At 71.4% G+C, this 20035-nt stretch carries 16 protein-coding genes and 1 tRNA gene; 7 read left to right on the top strand and 10 right to left on the bottom strand.

All coding sequences use genetic code 11. The annotated features are described in order from the left end of the window. Position 1: 1 nt before the first annotated feature. Positions 2 to 1138: a hypothetical protein gene (locus ACFW01_RS04550; RefSeq protein WP_384502362.1), complete on the top strand. Its 1137-nt coding sequence runs from the start codon at positions 2 to 4 to the stop codon at positions 1136 to 1138. A 77-nt stretch (positions 1139 to 1215) separates the two neighbouring features. Here ACFW01_RS04550 and ACFW01_RS04545 read toward each other — a convergent pair whose 3' ends face one another. From ACFW01_RS04545 to ACFW01_RS04525, 5 genes are all read right to left on the bottom strand, one after another. After that, positions 1216 to 2934, bottom strand: coding sequence for a relaxase/mobilization nuclease domain-containing protein (locus ACFW01_RS04545; protein WP_384502361.1), 1719 nt, complete (start codon positions 2932 to 2934; stop codon positions 1216 to 1218). After that, complete coding sequence (locus ACFW01_RS04540) at positions 2931 to 3584, bottom strand: MobC family plasmid mobilization relaxosome protein (RefSeq protein ID WP_384502360.1); 654 nt, start codon at positions 3582 to 3584, stop codon at positions 2931 to 2933. The genes ACFW01_RS04545 and ACFW01_RS04540 overlap by 4 nt, the downstream gene beginning before the upstream one ends. Positions 3585 to 3780: 196 nt before the next feature. Further along, a complete protein-coding gene (locus ACFW01_RS04535; protein ID WP_384502359.1) occupies positions 3781 to 4704 on the bottom strand; it encodes a DUF2637 domain-containing protein in 924 nt (307 codons plus the stop codon). Between the two features lie 353 nt (positions 4705 to 5057). Continuing rightward, positions 5058 to 6320 (bottom strand): DUF3631 domain-containing protein, encoded by a 1263-nt coding sequence (locus tag ACFW01_RS04530; RefSeq protein WP_384502358.1) that lies wholly within the window; start codon positions 6318 to 6320, stop codon positions 5058 to 5060. A 266-nt stretch (positions 6321 to 6586) separates the two neighbouring features. Further along, positions 6587 to 6826 carry a hypothetical protein gene (locus tag ACFW01_RS04525; RefSeq protein ID WP_384502357.1) on the bottom strand — a complete coding sequence of 80 codons (240 nt, stop codon included), beginning with the start codon at positions 6824 to 6826 and terminating at the stop codon, positions 6587 to 6589. 111 nt (positions 6827 to 6937) lie between these two features. Between ACFW01_RS04525 and ACFW01_RS04520 the strand changes: the two genes are divergently transcribed. Continuing rightward, positions 6938 to 7603, top strand: coding sequence for a helix-turn-helix domain-containing protein (locus ACFW01_RS04520; protein WP_384502451.1), 666 nt, complete (start codon positions 6938 to 6940; stop codon positions 7601 to 7603). Next, on the top strand, positions 7600 to 9273 hold the full coding sequence (gene xerC, locus ACFW01_RS04515) for a tyrosine recombinase XerC (protein WP_384502356.1): 1674 nt from the start codon (positions 7600 to 7602) through the stop codon (positions 9271 to 9273). Before ACFW01_RS04520 ends, xerC begins: the two co-directional genes overlap by 4 nt. 47 nt (positions 9274 to 9320) lie before the next feature. On the opposite strand, the gene ACFW01_RS04510 is transcribed toward xerC, so the two are convergent. The 3 genes from ACFW01_RS04510 to ACFW01_RS04500 all read right to left on the bottom strand — a co-directional run bounded on the left by ACFW01_RS04510 (position 9321) and on the right by ACFW01_RS04500 (position 12249). After that, a tRNA-Arg gene (locus ACFW01_RS04510) sits at positions 9321 to 9393 on the bottom strand. 439 nt (positions 9394 to 9832) lie between these two features. Then, the gene (gene absA2 / locus ACFW01_RS04505) at positions 9833 to 10504 is read right to left on the bottom strand and encodes a two component system response regulator (RefSeq protein WP_234957198.1); all 672 of its coding nucleotides are present in this window, start codon (positions 10502 to 10504) and stop codon (positions 9833 to 9835) included. A gap of 32 nt (positions 10505 to 10536) precedes the next feature. Continuing rightward, entirely contained in the window at positions 10537 to 12249 is a 1713-nt protein-coding gene (locus ACFW01_RS04500; RefSeq protein ID WP_384502355.1) for a sensor histidine kinase, read from the bottom strand. Between the two features lie 136 nt (positions 12250 to 12385). On the opposite strand from ACFW01_RS04500, the gene ACFW01_RS04495 reads away from it, so the two are divergent. Together ACFW01_RS04495 and ACFW01_RS04490 are read left to right on the top strand one after the other, a co-directional pair. Beyond that, positions 12386 to 13339, top strand: coding sequence for an ATP-binding cassette domain-containing protein (locus tag ACFW01_RS04495; RefSeq protein WP_234957200.1), 954 nt, complete (start codon positions 12386 to 12388; stop codon positions 13337 to 13339). 6 nt (positions 13340 to 13345) lie between these two features. After that, on the top strand, positions 13346 to 14140 hold the full coding sequence (locus ACFW01_RS04490) for an ABC transporter permease subunit (protein WP_234957201.1): 795 nt from the start codon (positions 13346 to 13348) through the stop codon (positions 14138 to 14140). A 158-nt stretch (positions 14141 to 14298) separates the two neighbouring features. Here ACFW01_RS04490 and ACFW01_RS04485 read toward each other — a convergent pair whose 3' ends face one another. Then, on the bottom strand, positions 14299 to 15930 hold the full coding sequence (locus ACFW01_RS04485) for an IclR family transcriptional regulator C-terminal domain-containing protein (protein ID WP_384502354.1): 1632 nt from the start codon (positions 15928 to 15930) through the stop codon (positions 14299 to 14301). A gap of 35 nt (positions 15931 to 15965) precedes the next feature. Further along, the gene (locus ACFW01_RS04480; RefSeq protein WP_384502353.1) at positions 15966 to 17261 is read right to left on the bottom strand and encodes a M6 family metalloprotease domain-containing protein; all 1296 of its coding nucleotides are present in this window, start codon (positions 17259 to 17261) and stop codon (positions 15966 to 15968) included. 313 nt (positions 17262 to 17574) lie between these two features. Here ACFW01_RS04480 and ACFW01_RS04475 point away from each other — a divergent pair, with 313 nt between their 5' ends. Together ACFW01_RS04475 and ACFW01_RS04470 are read left to right on the top strand one after the other, a co-directional pair. Then, positions 17575 to 18228, top strand: a complete 654-nt coding sequence (locus ACFW01_RS04475; RefSeq protein WP_234957204.1) for a TetR/AcrR family transcriptional regulator — start codon at positions 17575 to 17577, stop codon at positions 18226 to 18228. 121 nt (positions 18229 to 18349) lie between these two features. Beyond that, positions 18350 to 19885, top strand: a complete 1536-nt coding sequence (locus ACFW01_RS04470; RefSeq protein WP_384502352.1) for an MFS transporter — start codon at positions 18350 to 18352, stop codon at positions 19883 to 19885. Positions 19886 to 20035: the final 150 nt, after the last annotated feature.

Below are 20035 nucleotides of genomic sequence, written 5' to 3'. Positions count from 1 at the left end.
CATGGACCCGCACGGACCCACAGCCCAGCGCTTCCCGCTCGTCGCTCGATTCCGGCCTCCCTGCTTGCCCCTGCCCGAGCGCGTGCGCGGCCTGGTCGAACTTGCCGACACAGCGGTGAAAAGGAGCGACCAAGGGCTCGCATCGGCCGTCTACAACCAGGCCGCGCTCATCGCCTCCGATCTCGGCCTCCCCGACCTCGCCCGCGAGATGTGCCACCAGCACGCCGCCGGCTACCTCCACGCCTTCCCGCTGTCCGGCATGAGCGCAATCCGGGGACTGGAACCGGTCGTCAACCTCGCCCGCCTCCAGATTCGCGCTGGCCACGCAGACGAGGGACGACAGCGACTGCTCGACCTGTATACGGCGGTCGAGGCAGGCACCGCCGCCCAGTTCGAGGATGTCGCCGTACCAGCAGACCTCACCGCGACCGACGACGACCGCCACGAGGTCCGCGCGTGGCTATGGCGTGTGCTCCTTGCCGACGGCACACGCACCCTCACCACCACAGGGCGTTGGGCCGAGGCCAAGGCACACATCGAAGCTCACCGCGGCGTAGGCAAACGGATGCTCGACGGGCGCCAAGTCGCCGTACTTGCTGCTCTCGCTGCCGGTGACGCTGAGTGGGCCTCTGTCCTCCTTGACGACACGACGCCCGGCGAGCCGTGGGAGCAAGCCGTCACGGCCTGCCTCACGGTCCTGTGCCGCCGCGACGCCGGGCAGCCGGTCGACGGCCATCTGGCGGACCTGGTGACGGCCTACTCCGGGCGGGAGACCGAACCCGGGATGACCGTCTTCGACACCCGGCTCGGACTTACCGTCCTGGACGCGATCGGTTCCGCCGAGGCGCCTGCCGCGCACCGCATCGTCGAGGATCTCCACCGCAGGACGACGGACGCCCAAGACGGCTACGCGGCCCGCGAGAACCTGGCACACCCTCTGTTCACCGCGATAGCCACAGACCGGCAAACGCAGGACTGCCGCATTCTGGTGCGCGCCTGCGCCCTCGACGCAGAGGCCATCCCGAACGAGCTGCAAGGAGAACTGGCGGCGGCTTTGCGCGCCAGCGACAGCGTGATCCGGGCGAGTCTCGCGCGGCCGTTCGATCCCGGACGTACGCCCCCGATGGAGAGAGCATGACGAAAAGCGCGAACCTGGGTGCTCGTCGTGCGGCTGCGGGGCGCAGGCGTGCTCCCAGGTTGCCCGTGCGGTCGCGATCAGCGCCGCCGTGCTTGTGGCGGCTGCGGGGCCGGGGCGGCTGCTGCCGTGTGGTCTGGAGCGTCTGGTCGCTGTGTTGCGCCGCCGACTCGTGCTGTGCTGCGGGACTGTGCTGCGCGGGCTCGTGCGCTGGGTGCCGGTCGTGCGCCGAGGCGTTGGATGCGCCAGGTCAGGACTCGTGCGGGGCGGCGCGCGTCGTCCAGGGCGCGCTGGTCGGCGACCTGTTGGAGGAGCCGCTGCGGGTCGTGTCCGGCTGCTTCTGCCTCGGCGAGGGCGGCGGTGAGAGCCGCGAAAGCGGGGTCTTCGATGACCTGCTCCACGTGCTCCGGCGCGACCTGGCGTAGGCGGCGGATCTGCCGCTCCACGGCCTGCTGGGGCGGCTGGCGCTGCGCGAGAGCGGCCAGCGGTTCGGCAGCTGCTTGGTCGTAGGCGGCCTGGAGGTGGATCAGGGTCTGCTGGGCGGCGGCGACTTGCTGGTCGTGGTGGCGCAGCTGGTGCCAGCGGGCGGCGGCTATGACGACGAGGATCGCGGCGTCCAGGATCATCGCCAGGATGGCGCCGTCCTTGAGAGCGGGCTCGCGGACCATCGCCCGCACGGCGCCGCGCAGAGCGCGGGCGTGGTGATGTTCGGCCTGGATGCGGGAGCGAGTGGCACGCTCGAACGCGGTTGCTGCCTCCCGAAGTTGAGGCCGCAGTGCCTGGGTTGCGAGGAGAGGCAGGGCGTCGAGGGCTTCGCCGAAGGCGGCGAGGTGGGCTTGGGAGGCTTCGTCGTCGGCCTGATCGAGGTGGTGGGGGATGCGTTCGGTGGCGGCGGTTGCCTGGTGCCAGGGGTTCGGCCTGCGCCGGCCCGGCTGCCCAGCGGGCTGCGGGTCGATGTTTTCCAGGCGCTTTCGGATCTTGGGGAAGGACAGGTCGGGGGCGAGTTCGGAGCCGGAGAACCAGACGGGCTCCTTGCCGGCGGTGGTGGTGTCTTCGGCGGCCACCTTGTAGCCGCGCACATCGCCGGAGGGGAAGTACACGACCTCGACGAGGACGCCGTCGATGTGACTGAGCAGGTGGACGAATTCCTCCATGCTGGAGGCGGCGGCCACGGCGGTGCGCACTGTGGCGCGCAGCCGTTCGCGGGCGGGCTTGTCCTGGCCGGTGCGGAGGGCCTTCTCCTGCTCGGCGCGGGTGGGCCGCTTGGCGGCGGTGCGGTCCCCGCGGACCACTTGGAACAGGCCGTATTCCTTCTCGATGGCGGCGAGTTCGCGGTCAGCGGTGTGGTAGTCGTTCCAGTGGCGTGCGGTGCGCAGGTCGGCCCGGACCTTGGTGGCGGCGATGTGGATGTGGTCGGGAGCGTGACGGACGGCGATCCACCGGCAGCTGTCCGGGTCACCGTCCGGCGCGATGCCGGTGGCCGCCACCACCCGGCGGGCGATGTCGGCCCACTCCTCGTCGCTGAGGATGCGGTCACTCTCGGCGGCCCGGATCGAGCAGTGCCACACGTGCTTCTCGGGCGCGCGGCCCAGCCGCCGGGCCTGCTTGACGTGCAGGTCCAGGTCGGCCACGAGGAGCCTCCTGGTGGCGTCGAAGTCGTCACTGCGGCCGGGGTCGGGGGCGAAGCCGTCCCAGGAGGCGACCAGGTGCGGGTCGGTGTGGTCCTTGGCCTTCTTCGTGTCGAACAGGTACCGGATCAATCCGGCGGTCTCTTTGCCGCTGCTGATCTTCGCGATCATCGGGCCGCCTTGTTGGCGACGGCCTGGTTCGCGGCTGCGGCGATGTGGCGGACGGTGGTGCCGACCGCGGTCAGGGTGCGTTCGGCCTGGGCCAGGACAGCGGTATCCCCAGGGTGTGGATGGCCGCCGGAGTTGAGCTTTTTGGCGATCTGGTTGATGTTGTGGCCGATCTTGGCGACCTCGCTGCGCAGCGCGGTCAGCTCGTCGATGTAGTCGTCGAGCGGGGTGCGCTGGCCGGGCAGGGACAGGTCGCCGTGGACGTGAGCCATGACGACGGCGCCGACGTAGTGCGCGCCGGCGATGTTCAGCGACCGGGCCATGCGCAGGATGTCGTCCTTCTCGTCGACGCTGTAGCGGGCGTCGACACGCTCCTTGCGCTGTCCGTTCGGGGCGGGCTTGCGGCGTCGGGCGACGCGGTGCAGCGCGGCGGCTTCGGCGGCACGCGGCAGCGCAACGGCGGCGGTGTCGACGGGCTGTCCCCCCACTTCGGGCGCCCCCTGGTGCCCGAGCGCCTCCGCCACCCCGGGGGCGGAGGCATCCCCGCTGCGTCCGTCCTTGGACGGTCCAGCGGGATACCTTGCTGGCGTTGTGGCTGGAGTGGTGGTCATCTCCTGCTGGCACGAACGGAGTTCGTGGTGTTGGTTGCGCATGTGGTGGTTCTCCGAGGGTGTTGATGGGCGGTCAGTGACCGGTCGAACTCGCCCCATCCCTGTTCAGGGCAAGGACGGGTGGAGCGGCGATGTCGGGTTGACTCGTTGCGGTGCGGTCGCTCGTCCCCCGCGCTGACCTGCGCGGGGGACGAGCGATGCGAGTTGCACCGGAGCCATGGGAGCGGTTGCGGAGGGCTCATGGAGCGTCAGCGGGGGTCTTGTCGAGGCCGTCCTGCCGCTGATAGGCGGCCTCATCAAGTTCGGCCTGCAGGACGTCCTTGAGCTTTTCCGCGTCGGCCCTGCTGATGGGGAGGCCCTTGCCACGGATCGTCGCTTCGATATGGCGGCGCGAGGCGCGGTCTCCGCGTCCCAGTGGCGCGGTGCGGGCCATCGCGAGGTACTCGTCGGACACAGCGCTGGGCTTCTGGTCTTCCGGCTCGGCGGAAGACTGCGGGGGTTCCGGCACTGTGGCGGCGCCCTGCGCCACCTCGGCAGAACCCCGCGCCACGTCGGCCGGACCATCTGCCACCTCGAGATCGGCTGGCTCCAACTGACCGGAGCCGTCTTCGGTAAGGGCAGCGGGCCGGTCGCCGTTGTGGCTGCGGTTGGCAGGTGTGTGGCGTTCGGTGACGCCGGTTGGGTCGGCGACGAGTTGGTGGATCTGCCGCATCAGGACACCGAAGGCCAGCAGCGCGGCGGTCGGGGGAACCGCAGCGACCACGTAGTCGAGGATGGGCACGGTGCCGGGGCTGCCCGTGCCGTTGACCCCGGCTACGTTGAGCGCGATGGAACCGACCGATCCGGTGGCCGTAAGAGCGATCGCCCACCCGTCGGTCACCCGGCGCAGGCCCGCGCGGAGCATGAGCAGTTCCCCCGCGACGATGAAGGCGTCCAGGGTGGCGGGCCAGGCCCACTGGCGGATTGGCGAGCTACGGAGCCCGTGCTGTCCGGCGACCTCGGCGAGGTGGGCGTACGAGAGCCAGAACCCGCCGGCGGTGAGGGCCACGATGACGACGCCTGCTGCGATGAGCGCATATCGCTCGGCATCCTCCTTGGTCATCATTGGTTGTCCTTCGTCGGGCTGGTGGTCCTGGTGGGCGGTGGTGGAGAGGTGGGTCAAGCGGGGTGCTCCTGGGGGTTGGGCGGGGTGATCCGTCTTGGCCGTCTTGGCCGTTGCAAGCGCAGGTCAGTGCCGGTACGGCAGGGGCTCGATGCGCCGTACCGGAAGCGGTGGCGGGCCGTACCTGCCGGGACGGCGCGGTTGCGTCGTGCCGTCCCGGCCGACAGTGCTGTGACCTGCGCTGACACGGCGGGGACGCGCGGGACGGCACAAGACGGATCCAGGCAGGGCGCTGGCGGAGGCAGCGCGGCCTTCATGATCGCGTTGCCGTCTTGCCCCCGGTTTCCGTCCCGTCCGCATGCTGTTTGACCTGCGAGGTCACGGCAGGGACGGTCACCGCGGGAGGCGGGGGGTCAGCCCGAGGAGGGGGCGGCGGGCTCGGCGTTCACTGAGTGAACGGTGGGGCAGTAGCGCCGCCAGGCGTCGAGGAACTTGTTGCGCATGTAGCCCTTGCGCTGGGTTCCGTCGGCGAGGCGGACGTTGCCGGGCTTGATGTCGTACCGGCGCAGCATCGCAGCCAGTTCGCGGGCGGTCAGCCCGTTGCGTCCCCATTCCGCCCACGGACTCTCGGCGTTCTGCCGCAGGTGATGCAGCAGCTCGTCCGTGGAGAGGCTGTCGACCTCACGCTGGGCGACGAAGACCTTGCGGATGTCGGCCAGGATCCGGGCCTCGCCGGGCTGGTCCTCTTCCGCCTCGACCTCCGCGGCCACCATCCCCGCACACGCCTCGCGGGCACGGCGGGGCCAGGACCCGGCGGCCAGGTCGGCGATGATGATCAAGGGCTCCCAGGTGTCGGCGGCCCGGTCCTCCACCGGCATGCCCGGCTCCAGATCCGCCGCCTCGTCCAGCAACGGCCGGGCCCAGGCGGCGATACGGTCCCGCAGATCATGTAGTGCGGGGATGTCGCGGCGGGAGCGGAAGGGCTTGACGCTCTCCCCCTCGGCCCGGCGGCGCATCCGGATCACCACCGACCGGTCCATGATCGTGTCGGGCAGGTCGCCGATCCCCGCGAGGGCCGCCATGGCGAAGGTGGCGAACCGGTGCGGGGTGTGGTCGTTGCCGACCACTCGGGTGACGTAGCGGTTGCGCTGATGGCCTGCGTTGAGCAGGCCGCGCATCTCCTCGTTCTTCTCCGCCTGCTTCGGCGTGCCGAAGATGGTGTCCGCCTCGTCCACCAGGAGCGTGGGCGGCTCGTCGGTGATCGACCGGAAGACCGCGGCCGGGGTGGTGTTGATGGTGAGCATCGGCTCGTGGACCGTCTCGGTCAGCACGTCCAGCAGCCGCGACTTGCCGCACCGCTTCGCCGGCCCGACCACCGCCAGACGCGGGGCGTGCTGCCACGCGGGCTGCAGATGCGTCGCCGCCACCCACAGCGTGACCGCGTCCAGCGCCTCCGGCGAGGGCAGGATCACGAACTTCGCTATCTGCGCACGCAGTTCGTCCAGCAGCGCCGAGCCAGGTGTCGGCTCCGGCTCCGGGGCCGCCTCCGGAGGCTCGGCGTTTTCGACTGGTGCGGCGTTCTCTGGTTCGCGCTGGTCGGGGTGGCCCGGCACTGCGACCAGTGGCCAGGTGGCGCTACCGGGTGCGGAATAGGACGTGGGGTTCTCATGTTGCACTGGGCGGCTCCTCTTCCTGCGGCGCCGGGCCTGCAGGCCCGGCGCGCGCGGATCGTTCGTTGGATGCGGGCGAGGGAGTTTCCCAGGCCTCCGGCGAGGCAACGCCGGAGGCCCGCTGTGTTCAGGGACTGAACACTCGCTGTGTCCCGAGACGGGACGCTCGGCTTTGTTCCCTGAGGGAACACGGACAGTACGTTCACGCCCGGCAACAGTCCAGCGTTTCTGTGTCAGCTCAGCGCAGAACCGTCTGCTACGCTGCCGCCCTTTCACGCCGCCAGTCCGAGCAGCTCCAGCAGGTCCGCGGTCACGACCCGGTAGGCGTTGCCGAGCCGTAGCACCTTGCACGGGTAGGCGCCACGCTTCGCCAGCTCGTACCCCTTGCTCCGCCCGAGCCCCAGAGCCCGATTGCTTGTCTCCAGGTCAACGGCAACGGGAAGGGCGAGCAGCTCCTCCCGGCTCATCCCCTTCGAGCCCTTCGGCTGTCCAGCCGTCGCGTCTTCGTGCATGCAGTGCGCCCCTTTCGGTACAGCCCTCGGCGAACGTGCCCATCACGTCCGGCTCCAGGCGTGTACCAACCATCATGGTCAAGTTAATGTGTCTGCATGACACAACGCGGTGTGGATGCTGATGAGGACGACTTCCCGGAGTGGGCAGATCGGATCAAGGCCAACGTGGCCGGCGAAGTCCGGCGCAGAAGGAAGGAGATGGGATGGAGTGCACAGGACCTCGCGGACCGGTGCGAGCAGCTCGGGCATCCCATCCCGCGCAACGTGATCGCCAACATGGAGTCCGGACGCCGGGCCAACCTGCCACTCGTGGACGTCATGGTCCTGGCGGCGGCCCTAGAGACGTACCCGGTGTGCCTGATCTTCCCGGTCGGTTACGTCGAGGAGACCCAGGAGCTCCCCTTCCAGGACCTCATCCCCACTTGGGACGCCCTACGACGCTTCACCGGCGAGCAGGAAGTGCCCATGTACGACGCTGGCCTGGTCCCCGACTTCGAGCGTCACGCCAGCCTGGTGCAAACCGCGCTCGCCGCACTCGACGAGGAAGAACGGGCACGGTTCGTAGCCAAGACTGCCACCAGCCGTGCCCGGCAGGAAGAAGCGGAGCGCAAGCGGACCGAGTACGCCGACCAGGCCATCTCCGCCAAGTACAGCCTCCGCCACCTCCGCCGCGAACTCCGTGAGGAGGGCGCTACCCCACCCGACCTGCCCCCCGCACTGGGCGATGTCGACCCGCCCGAACCTGAACCCAACGCCACCCAGGAGGAACGCCTTTGAAGGGCTCCACCCACCGCCGCTGCTACTGCCGCGACCCCCATACCGGAAAACCGCTCGGCAAGAAGTGCCCCAAGCTCTCCAGCCGCAAGCACGGCTCGTACTCCATACGCCAGGAGCTCCCGCCCCGCGAGGACGGCACCCGCCGCTCCTTCAGCCGCGCCGGCTACGAGTCCCTGAAGGCGGCCCAGGCGGACCTCGACCACGTCCGCGCCCTCATCGGACTCGCCGATGCCGACGACGCGGAGGGCCTGTCCCAGATCGCCGAGTTGCTGGAGAAGGTGGCCGACGAGAAGTCGCCGCTGCCGAACATCGAGGCGACCCGCAGGCGCCTCAGCCACGGCCTGGACCTGACGAGCCGACTCGCGGTCGGTGAGTGGCTGGACATGTGGCTGGCAGGCAAGAAGGGGCATCAGAGCGCCATCAGCCGCGACGAGAGCAACATCAGGGTGCACCTCAAACCGAGGATCGGGCACCTGCGGCTGGACCGCCTTCGGGTCGCCCACCTGTCCGAGATGTTCGAGGCCATTGCCGAGGCCAACGTCGAGATCGCCGAAGGCAACGCCGCCCGCCGCAAGGCGTTCGAGGACCTTGCCCAGATCCCCTGGAAGGGGCGCGAGCACCGAGCCCGTCGTAAGGCGATGAAGGCAGCCATCGCAGAGATGGAGCCCTACCGCCGCATCGTCGGTCCGGCCACACGCCAGCGCGTCCGCTCCACCCTGCGGGCCGCACTCAACGCCGCGATCGCTCAGCAGCTCATCACCTTCAACCCAGCCGCCCACGTCGAGTTGGAGGCGGGCAAGCGACCCAAGGCCCTCGTATGGACCGAGGAACGCATCCTCCACTGGAAGCGCACCGGCGAGAAGCCGTCGTCAGTGATGGTCTGGACGCCGGAGCACACCGGCCTCTTCCTCGACCACGTCGCGGAGGACCGCCTGTACGCGCTGTTCCACCTGATCGCGTTCCGCGGACTGCGGCGGGGCGAGGCGTGCGGCCAGAAGTGGACCGACACCAACCTGGATGCCGGGCTCATCACCGTCGCCAAGCAACTCGTCGTGGACGGCTGGGAGGTGTACGAGGACGACCCCAAGACCGACGCCGGCGCGCGGACCATCGCGCTCGACTCCGACACGGTCCAGGCCCTCAAGCGGCACCGCGCCCAGCAGGACAAGGACCGCAAGGAGTGGGAGAACGCCTGGGTGGAGACCGGCCGCGTCTTCACCAAGGAGAACGGCGAGATGCTCCACCCCGCCAACGTCACGCGACGGTTCATCGAGCTGTACGAGGAGATCGACCTCCCACCCGTCCGGCTCCACGACCTCCGCCACGGCGCCGCGACCCTCGCTCACGCGGCCGGGGCCGACCTGAAGGACATCCAGGAGATGCTCGGCCACTCCTCGATCACCATCACGGCCGACACGTACACGAGCCTGCTCCCCGAAGCGGACCTGGCGATCGCCGAGGCCGCAGCCCGGCTCGTCCCGCGCGCCCGCGCCACCTCCAAAAACACCGCCCCCGAAGCGGAATGCGAGCCCGACGACGCGGAGGATCCCGGCCCGGAGTCCGTGCCGGATGATGCTGATCCGTCGGGAGATATCCGGGAGATCAATTCCCCGTCCGCTCACGCACCGCTCACGCAAACGGCCCCGGACGAGGAGTCCGAGGCCGGTTAAAACGCCTCCCTGGCGGAGAAGCCCCAGGTCAGAGCGGTAACGCGTTGTGCCCCCGGCAGGATTCGAACCTGCGACACCCGCTTTAGGAGAGCGGTGCTCTATCCCCTGAGCTACGAAGGCGGGCGGCCCGGCAGGGCTGGGCCGTCGCGGACAGTGTAGCGGGTGGGGTGGGGGAGGGGTGGTGGCGGGCGAGGTGGGGAGTGGGGGGGTCCGGGTGGGGGCCCGCGCCCCCTTTGATCGGTTCGCCCGCGTTCGTACCCCTGATAGCGGCGCGATAGGTGCCCCATATCGGCCGCCGGCACAGCGCAGCCCGATCTCGCTTCGAGGCGTCGAATCAACCTGAGCCCCAGAGGTGTACGCCCAGTGGAGTCGGCGGACATCACGGACGCGGCGCTGCTGCGGGACCCGGAGCTGGCTCGCCGGCCGCCGCCGAGCTGAACTGATCGTGCGGATCAAGGAGGAGACCGGCGTGGCCCCGCCGCTTCCCGGAGTTCCTGCGCAGCATGGGCTCGATCGGCGCGTACGACCTGTCCCTCCCTCCCGGGGACGACGGGAAGGGTCAGACAGACCCCGTGCCGGCGTCCCGCACCAGCCCCGCCTCATAGGCGATGATCGCCGCCTGCACCCGGTTGCGGACCTCCAAGCGGGTGAAGATGGCGCTGACATGCGTCTTGACGGTGCCCTCGACCAGGTGCAGCCGCTGCGCGATCTCCGCGTTGGACAGGCCGGCCCCCAGCAGGCCGAGGACCTCCTGCTCCCGCTTGGTCAGCAGCGTGGTGCGCTCCCCGGACGCCTCGGAGCGCGGCGAGGGTGCCCGGCGCAGCTCGGTCATCAGCCGCCGCGCCACCAGCGGGGAGAGGCAGGACCCCCCGGACGCCACCGCCCGCACGCCGGAGATCAGGTCGCGCGGGTCGGACGCCTTGAGGAGGAATCCGGCGACCCCCTGGTCGAGGGCGCGCTCGATGTACTTGTCCTCCCCGAAGGTGGTGAGGACGACGACCGCGGTGTCCGGGTTGGTGGTCCGCAGTTCGCCCGCGGCCGTCAGGCCGTCCATCTCCGGCATCCGGATGTCGAGCAGCGCCACGTCCGGGCGGTGCTTGCGGGCCAGTTCGACCGCTTCCCGCCCGTCGGACGCTTCGGCGACCACCTCGATGCCCGGCTCGGTCGTCAGGATGGCGCGGACCCCGGCCCTGATGATGGTCTCGTCGTCGGCGAGCAGTACGCGAATCATCCGGTTCTTCCCTGGTGGTGAGAGACGGTCGGTCAGAGCGTGTCCTTGGTCATGAGGACATCGTCCTCGAAGCACAGCCGGTACATGGTGTCGCCGAAGTCGAGGAGATTCCTGCTCGCCCGGTAGTACTCGCACGTCGCGCCCGCCGGCACGGCCGGCTCGGAGGTGACCGGCGGCGGCTTCCTGATCCGCCGGTCCGGCAGCACCGGCGCCAGCTCGTCGCGCGTCTCCCCGGCACGTATCCCGGCGTAGTCCTCGGGGCTGAGCGACGTCGTCGCCGAGGTGAAGACGTAGAGCCCGCCGAGGAGCGCCACGAGGGCGGCACCGAGCACCACCGGGATCAACGCGGCCCGCCGCGCGTCGCGCCTGAGCCGGGCCCGGGTGCGCAGCAGCGCGGTCCGCGAGGCGCTGAGCCACGGTGCGACGGGCGCGGGACGGGCCGCGTCGGTCCCGGTTCCGGCGCCCCGCCCGGTCGTCGCGGCGCCGGGACCCGCGTCCTCGCCGCCGACGCCGCCGCGGGCCGTGTCGTGGTCGCCGGTGTGCGGTCCGATGTGCCGCGACGGCGAGGACGCGCCGCGCGGCAGGCGCGCGTGCACCTCGAAGCCGCCCGCCCGCGGGCCGGTCCGCAACGTGCCGCCCGCGAGCCGGACGCGCTCGTCGAGGCCGATCAGCCCGGACCCGCTGCCCGTCGCGGGCACGTCCGCACCCTGCGCAGGCCGTTCGTTGACGACCGTGACCACGGTCTCTTCCGCCGTGTGCGTGACCCGTACGGCGATGGGGGCACCCGCCGCGTGCTTGGCCGCGTTGGTCAGCGCCTCCTGCACCACCCGGTAGGCCGCGAGGCCGGACAGCAGCGGGGTGCCCGGCCGGTCCCGCGCCCCGTCCTCCCGGAACTCCACCGGCGTGCCCGACCGCTGGAAGCGGCGCACGAGCTGGGCGACGGACTCGTGGGCGGGGGTCAGTGAGGGCGTGGGGTCCTCCCGCAGCAGCCCGATCACCTCGTGCAGCCGCTCGGCGGCCATCGTGCACCGCTCCCGCAACTGCCCGACGGACTCCCGGTGCTGCTCCGACAGACCGGGGGCCAGTTCGAGACCACCGGCGAGCAGCGCCATCACGCTCAGCTCGTGACCCAGGGAGTCGTGCATGTCCTGCGCGATCCGGGCCCGCTCCTTCAGGCGCGCCTGGTCGGCGATGTAGCGCTGACGCCATTCCAGTTGCTCGGCGTGCTCCCAGCCGGCGTGCGTCAACGCGGTGCGCTGACTCCACCAGTTGCCCGCCCACCAGGGCAGCACACAGGCGATGAACTCCGTCATCAGCAGGCTCAGCCAGTCCTTGGGCTGGGCGACCGTGCTCACCAGCGGGAGCCCGGCCACCGCGACGCACAGGAACACCAGGTGGGCCGGCCACAGCCGGGTCAGCCTGCGGCCCGCGAGGCAGCTCAGCACCACCGCCGCCATCGACGGCCACAGGCTCGCGCCGAACCACGGACAGAGCAGCGTGAGGAGCGCCGCGAGCAGCAGCGACAGCAGCGGAGCGGTGCGCCGCACCGCCACCGCGGCCGTGATGGCCAGGCACGCGGACAGCCAGCTGACCGGCGTGCTCACGAGCGCCTCGGTGCTGAACGCGGAGGGTGTCAGCAGTACCAGGAGCAGCACCGGATCGCCGCGCCGGGCGAACGGGCGTTCGGAGCCCAGGACTCGCAGAAGCGATTCGATTCGTCGGCGCACGGCCTGCCATCGGCGCATTCCAGCACGCTACAAGAGGCGTTGCGGGCTTTGGATCTGCCGAAAGTCGCATGCGGTCGTTGCCGATCGCCAGATGTTTTCGCCCTTCCCCGCTCCCTAGCGTCGAGGACGTGACGTTGGAAGGAGCCACCACGCGATGATCACTTTGGACCGGCTGACCAAGCGGTACGGCGACAAGACGGCCGTCTCGGAGCTCTCGTTCGAGATCAGTCCGGGAAAGGTCACCGGATTCCTCGGCCCGAACGGCGCGGGAAAGTCGACGACCATGCGCATGATCGTCGGTCTGGACGCGCCGACGTCCGGGCGGGCCCTGGTGGGCGGCAAGCGGTACGAGGAGCTGCGGCACCCGTTGCGCGAGGTCGGTGCCCTGCTCGACGCCCGCGCGGGCCACCCCGGCCGCTCGGCCCACCAGCACCTGCTCGGTCTGGCCCGCAGCAACGGCATCCCGGCCTCCCGGGTCGCCGAGGTCCTGGAGACCGTCGGCCTGACCGAGGTGGCGAAGAAGCGCATCGGCTCCTTCTCCCTCGGCATGGGCCAGCGGCTCGGGATCGCCGTGGCCCTGCTGGGTGACCCGAAGGTGCTGCTCTTCGACGAGCCGGTCAACGGCCTCGACCCGGACGGTGTCCGCTGGGTCCGCGAGCTGATGCGCTCCCTGGCCGCCGAGGGCAGGACGATCTTCGTCTCCAGTCACCTGATGAGCGAGATGCAGGAGACAGCCGACCACCTCCTGGTCATCGGACGCGGCAGGATCATCGCGGACGCGCCCATCGAGGAGGTCATCGCGGGCAGCTCGCTGACCGCCGTCCGGGTCCGGACCCCGCAGCCCGACGTGCTCAGGCGCGAGCTGCTGGAGTCCGGTCTGCGGGTCGAGCCGGACGCCGGCTCCGGGCCCGGCGAACTCCTCGTCGTGGGCGGCACCCTGGAGGAGATCGGCGACCTGGCCTTCCACCACCGCGTCCCCCTCCACGAACTCAGCATGCGCAGGGCCAGCCTGGAACAGGCGTACATGGAACTCACCGCCGCGAGCGTGGAGTACGGCTCGCCCGCGCTCTCCCAGGCCACCGAAGTCCCGGACCACCAGAAGGCGTGACTGGATATGACTACTGCAACCGTCCCCAAGCTCGTGGGTCCCGTGAAGGGCGGCGGCTTCAAGGGTGCCGTCGCGTTCGAGTGGACCAAGTTCTGGAGCGTCCGGGCCACTTGGTGGAACCTGGTCGTCGGCCTGGTGCTCACCGTGGGCTTCGCCGCCGTCGTCGGCGCGTCGGCCGACGCCAGCGCGAAGAAGGGCGTCGACGTCACGATGCCCGCCCCGCACCACGCCTCGCAGGCCTTCCTCATCTCCCAGCTGGCCATCGTGGTGCTCGCCACCCTCGCCCTCACCGGCGAGTACTCCAGCGGCTCCATCCGCACCACGCTCCAGAGCGTGCCCAAGCGCGGCCGGATGCTCCGTTCCAAGACCCTGGTGGTCGCCGCGGTCGTGGTCGTCGCCGGCTTCGTCTTCAGCCTGCTGGGCACCCTGGTGGCCGCACCCCTGATGGGCGACCACGGCGACCACACCGGCGGCCAGTTGTTCGGCACCGCGCTCGGCGCCGGGGTCTACCTCGCCCTCCTCGCCGTGATGGCGATCGGCCTCGGCACCGTCCTGCGCAGCGCCGCGGGCACCATCACGACCCTCATCATGGTGCTGCTCGCCCTGCCCCAACTGATGGGCGTGGTGGGCGCCAAGTGGCTGGAGACCGCCTCCGACTACCTGCCCGGCGTCGCCGGCACCGTCCTGCTGACCCAGGACAGCGACCCGTACGGCGGCGGAACCGCCCTGCTGGTCCTCCTGCTGTGGGCGCTGGCCGCCTACGCCGCCGGCGCCGCGGTCCTGCGCCGCCGAGATGCCTAGGACACCCGTCCCGCTCCCGACAAGGGCCCGTAGCGGGGTCTCGCCGAGGTGGCGGCCGTACGCCGGGCGGAGACCGAGACGCGCTCGCCTCGCACTGAACCCGCCCCCGGTCCGCCGCCGGTCCGCCCCCCCCCCGGCCCGCCCCCGTCTCCGACGGGTCAGACGGCGGGCACCCGGCAGAAGCGCCCCGCCACCCGCAGTTCGGTCTCGATGAGGTCCGCCGTGCGCCGCAGCTCCGGCAGGACCCGCGACACGCACTCCTCCGTCGTGCGGCGGGCCGCGTGCATCGCCACGTTCACGGCGGCCACCACCCGTCCCGTACGGTCGCGCACCGGGACCGCGACGGCGCGCAGCCCGGCCTCCAGCTCCTCGTCGACCAGGGCGTGGCCCCGCGCCCGCACCTCCCGCAGCACGTCGGACGGTGCCCCGGCGCCGTCCGGGCGGCCGGCCAGCAGCACGCGCCCCAGCGCGGTCGCGTACGCGGGCAGCCGGGTACCGACCGTGACCCGGGCGCTCAGCACGCGGCCGGTGGACGCCCGGGCCGTGTACTGGATCTCCTCGCCCGTCTCCGACAGGACGGCCAGCGCCGCCGACTCGTGGACGCGGCCGGCCAGCGCGGTCAGGTGCGGCTGGGCGATCTCGGGCAGGGACGTGCGGGAGAGCGGCGGGAAGCCGAGGGACAGCACCCGGGGGGTGAGCGTGAACGCCCGGTCGGGCGCCGGTGCCACCAGCCCCGCGTGCTCGTAGGTGATCAGGGCCCGGCGGGCGGTCGCGCGGGCCAGGCCGGTGGCCTTCGCGACCTCGGTGAGGGTCAGCGCCGGGCGGCCCTCGCCGAAGGCGGTCAGCACGGTCAGCCCGCGGGCCAGCGACTCGACGAACTCCCGGCCCAGCTCCTGTTTGGACGCACCGGTCCAGGTGGCCAGGCCGGAGGGCGGCGGCCCCGGTTCCGGCGGCGGCGCGGTGCGCAGGTCGTCCTCCATGGCGGCGACCGCCGCGCGCAGCCGGGGGAGCAGGGCGGCCCGCAGGTCCGGTGCCGTGTGGCGGCTGGTGTGGCTCACCACGCTCGCCACGCAGGCCACCCGTCCGGTGCCGGGGTCGCGTACCGGGACCGAGACCGCGACCAGGCCCGGCTCGATCAACTGGTCGTCCAGCGCCCAGCCGTCGCCCGCCGCCTGCTCCGTACGCCGCTCGAAGTCCTCGTCCGGGGTGCCGTGTTCGCGCGGCGGTACGGCGGGGAAGCCGCGGTCCTCCGGGTCGGCCGCCCGGCGCCGGTGCCAGCGGTGCCAGTCGGCCGGCGTCCACTCGGCGGCGAACAGCGGCCCCGGCGCGGTGCGTTCGGCGGGGAGGAGGTCGCCTATGCGGAAGCTCAGGGACATCGCGCGGCGGCGGGTGGCCTGGTGGATGAAGCGGATGCCGTCCCGGTCGCCGACCGCCAGCGACACCGACTCGTCCAGTTCGTCGGCGAGGGCGTCGGCGCGGGCGGCCAGCAGGCCGGGCAGACGGAGCGCGGCGAGGTAGGCGTTGCCGAGTTCCATCAGCCGGGGGGCGAGGGACACGTCGCGGCCGTCCAGGCGGACGTATCCCACGCGGGCGAGGGTCGCGGTGAGGCGGTCGACGGTGGACCTGGCCAGTCCGGTGGCCTTCTCCAGCCCGCTGAGGCTGAGCGCGCCGCCGTCCGCCTCGGTCAGCCGGCGCAGCACGGTGATCCCGCGCAGCAGCGGCGCCACCGCCTCGTCCGGCACGGCGGTGGCCCCGTCGGGGGCGACGGCGTTCGTGGTGTTGGCGGGCATCGGCTCTCCGGTACGGCGTTCGCGGCAGGGCTACGTTAATCCCGCCCGCCGCGGGTGACCCGCACCCGGTGGTCGCCGTTCCCGTCCGCGCCCGACACCGTGATCGTGACGTCCCGGGCCGGGTCCTTGAAGGTCTCGCCCGGGGTGAAGGCGGCGTCGGAGAGTTCGGCGTGGACGTTCGGGCCGCGGGTGCAGCCGCCGCTGTCGCGCCGGGAGTCGTAGACCTTCACCGGGCCCATGCCGGTGTCGACGTCCGCGTCGACCTTGTAGACCAGTACACCCGGCCGGCACACCGTCTCGTCGTTGCCCGCCTGGGTGCGCAGCTCCACCGCGTAGCCGGACTCGCCGTCCAGCGGGACGACCACCAGCTTGTCGCCGCCCTTGCGGGCCAGCGGCGTCAGCGTGTACTCGGTCGTCCCGGCCTCGGCGGCGCAGTGCACCTGGGAGGGGTCGAGCCAGCCCAGCTTCCACTTGTGCCAGCCGAGGAGGTCGTTGTTGGCGCCCCAGTCCTCGCTCATGATGTCCCAGTGCCCGACCGCGCCCCCGCCCTCCTGGGTGTAGAGGTCGGGGAGCCCGAAGACATGGCCGTTCTCGTGCGGCAGCACCCGGTAGCCGGTCTCGCCGTAGGAGCCGGAGCCGTCGTCCTGGCGGGAGTAGACGAAGGACGCGTTGGCCACCGGGACGCCGTCGGCGACCGGGGCGTCGGCGTTCCCGGCGAAGGTCACGGACAGCACCGTGTCCAGGGCGGACGGGCCCGCGTTCGGGGTGACCAGCACGTTCAGCAGGTCGTAGGAGCGGAAGTCCACCTCCGCGTCGGCCGTCGCCACGAGGTCCTGGACCAGTGTGCGGTAGCCGGGTTCGAAGGGGGCGCCGCGCTCTATGGCGTACTCCGCGAACGACTTCGGCATCCGCAGCCAGTCCCGTACGGGGGTCTCGGGGCGGTAGTCGAGGCGGCCGTAGGAGCTGGTGCGGAACCACTCCTCGGTCTTCGGGAAGAACTCCGCGAACCGGTCGAGCGCCTCGCCCTCGCCGGGCGCGTCCGAGAAGTCGATCATCAGGTTCAGGGCCCGGACGGTGCCGGTCGAGGGGGCGTAGCCGGGGGAGGTCGGGACGCCCTCGGACATCTGGATCTCGGGTCCACCACTGATCATGCAGGGGCCGTGCGCGGAGGAGCGGGAGAGGGAGGCCGGTCCGGCGCCCGCGGGCGCGGTGCCCGGCGCGAGGCCGCCGGTGCTCGCCGAGGTGCTGAGCGCGAGGGTCAGGACGCCGACGGTCCCGATCGCGGCCAGCCGGCGCGGACGTATGCGTCGGCTCGGCGGCTGCGCCTGCATGCGGACCTCCCCGGATCACGGCAGCCGCCCGGCACCGGCTGCGCTCCTGCGCTCACCCTGTGCCGAGGGGTGTGCGGGCGCGCGCTGAAGCGGCCGATCGTGGGTTTCTCGCCGGTAGCTTCCGCCCGTGGGGCGGGCGTTGGGTCCTCACGGAGGGTGAGGAGCCGGTTCGTTCCGGTGCTGTGACTCAGGTCACGGTGTTTCTTCTCGGGTCCGGGAAATAACCGGGGATCGTTTCCCCGTTTAGCCCTGTGTCCGAGCGAAACGGGGACTGCCTCCCCGGATCGCGAAGCTCTCCACCGAGGAGTACGCCGTGCAGACCGCGACCCCCGAGCAGCGCAAGGTGTCCCGGCCCCGTGCCGACGCTCTGCGCAACCGGGAGCGGATTGTCACCGCCGCCCGGGAGATGTTCGTCGAGCACGGCCCCGAGGTGCCGCTCGACGAGATCGCCCGCCGGGCCGGCGTGGGCAACGCCACGGTGTACCGCAACTTCCCCGACCGCGACGCCCTCGTCCGCGAGGTCGTCTGCTCGGTCATGGACCGCACGGCACGGGCGGCCGAGCTGGCCCTCGCGGAGACCGGTGACGCGTTCGAGGCGCTGGAGCGCTTCGTGCACGCCTCCGCCGACGAGCGGATCAGCGCCCTGTGTCCGATGGTCTCCAGCACGTTCGACCAGCACCACCCCGACCTGGAAGCGGCGCGCGAACGGGTCGAACGACTCGTCGCCGAGGTCATGGACCGGGCGAAGGCGGCCGGTCAGCTCCGCAGCGACGTGGGCGTGGGCGACCTTATGATCGCCGCCGCCCAGCTGAGCCGGCCCCCGGCCGGTACGGGGTGCCTGAGCGCCGACCGGTTCGTCCACCGCCATCTCCAGCTGTTCCTGGACGGGCTGCGGGCACCGGCCCGCTCCGTCCTGCCCGGCAGCGAAGTGACCATGGAGGATCTGCGCCGGCCCTGCGACCAGTAGCACCACTGCTTCCCGTAGCTCCGCGACACCCGACCCTCCGGCCGTCGCCGTAGGTCAGTCGTCCCCCTACGCGTCTTACTCGTCCTTTTTTCCGTCACGAAGTCCCGAAGTGGGTATCCCCATGTCTCAAACAGCCGTCAAGGCTCCCGGCGTCCCGGACGCCGGACGCTGGAAAGCGCTCGTCTTCATCGCGCTCGCCCAGCTGATGGTGGTCCTCGACGCCACCATCGTGAACATCGCCCTGCCCTCCGCCCAGCAGGACCTCGGCATCTCCGACGGCAACCGGCAGTGGGTCGTCACGGCCTACGCCCTCGCCTTCGGCGGTCTGCTGCTGTTCGGCGGCCGGATAGCCGACCTGTGGGGCCGCAAGCGCACCTTCGTCACCGGCCTGGCCGGCTTCGCCGTGGCCTCGGCGCTCGGTGGCGCGGCCACCAACGAGGCGATGATGTTCGGCTCCCGCGCCCTCCAGGGCGTCTTCGGCGCCCTGCTCGCGCCCGCCGCGCTCTCCCTGCTCGCCGTGATGTTCACGGACGCCAAGGAGCGCGCCAAGGCCTTCGGCATCTACGGCGCGATCGCCGGTGGCGGCGGCGCCGTGGGTCTGATCCTCGGCGGATTCCTCACCGAGTACCTGAACTGGCGCTGGACGTTCTTCGTCAACATCCCGTTCGCCATCGTCGCCGCGGCCGGTGCCTACCTCGTCATCCGTGAGCCCCAGGGCGGCCGCAACCGCTCGCCGCTCGACATCCCCGGCGTGATCCTGTCCACCCTCGGCCTGGTCTCGCTCGTCTACGGCTTCACCCGCGCCGAGTCCAACGGCTGGAGCGACGGGCTGACCGTCGGCATGTTCGTCGCCGCGGCCGTGCTGCTGCTCGCCTTCGTGGTCGTCGAGTCGAGGGTCAAGGCCCCGCTGCTGCCGCTGCGGGTGATCACCGAGCGCAACCGAGGCGGGATCTATCTCTCGCTGGGCCTGGCGATCATCGCGATGTTCGGCCTGTTCCTCTTCCTGACCTACTACCTCCAGGTCGTGAAGGGCTACACGCCGGTGAAGACCGGCTTCGCCTTCCTGCCGATGATCGCGGGCATGATCACCGGCTCCACCCAGATCGGCACCCGCCTGATGACCCGGGTCGCGCCCAGGCTGCTGATGGGCCCCGGCTTCCTGGTCGCCGCCGTCGGCATGCTGCTGCTGACCCAGCTGGAGATCAACACCTCCTATGCCGGTGTGCTGCTGCCCGGCATGCTCCTGCTCGGCCTCGGCATGGGTACGGCGTTCATGCCGGCCATGTCCATGGCCACCATGGGCGTGGAGGCGCGGGACGCCGGAGTCGCCTCGGCGATGGTCAACACCTCGCAGCAGGTGGGCGGCGCGATCGGTACGGCGCTGCTGAACACGATCGCGGCCTCGGCCACCACGTCCTACGTCGCCGACCACATCGGCGGTGCGACCTCCCGGTCCCAGCAGCAGCTGGTCCAGCTCCAGGGCCAGGTGCAGGGCTACACCAGCGCCATCTGGTTCGCCGTCGGCATCCTGGTGGCGGCCGCCGTGATCGCCCTGACCTTCATCAACGCCGGACGGCCGGGCGGCACCACCGTCGCCGGGTCGGCCGCGGGCGACGGGGTCGAGGACGAGCTGCCGGTGCCGGTCGTCGCCCACTGACGCCGGACCCGATACCCGCTCGGGCCCTTCGTTCCATCCGTGTGCGGGGGGAGGGGACGCCCTCCGTACACGGCTCCCAGGACCTGCCCCGGCCGCGCGTTCAGCGCAGCCAGGGCAGATCCGCACCCGCTTCGCTCGGCTGAAGTCCCT

This window comes from Streptomyces sp. NPDC058985 (assembly GCF_042740985.1).
GTDB lineage: Bacteria > Actinomycetota > Actinomycetes > Streptomycetales > Streptomycetaceae > Streptomyces.
This window is presented reverse-complemented; position numbering and strand designations above follow the sequence as displayed.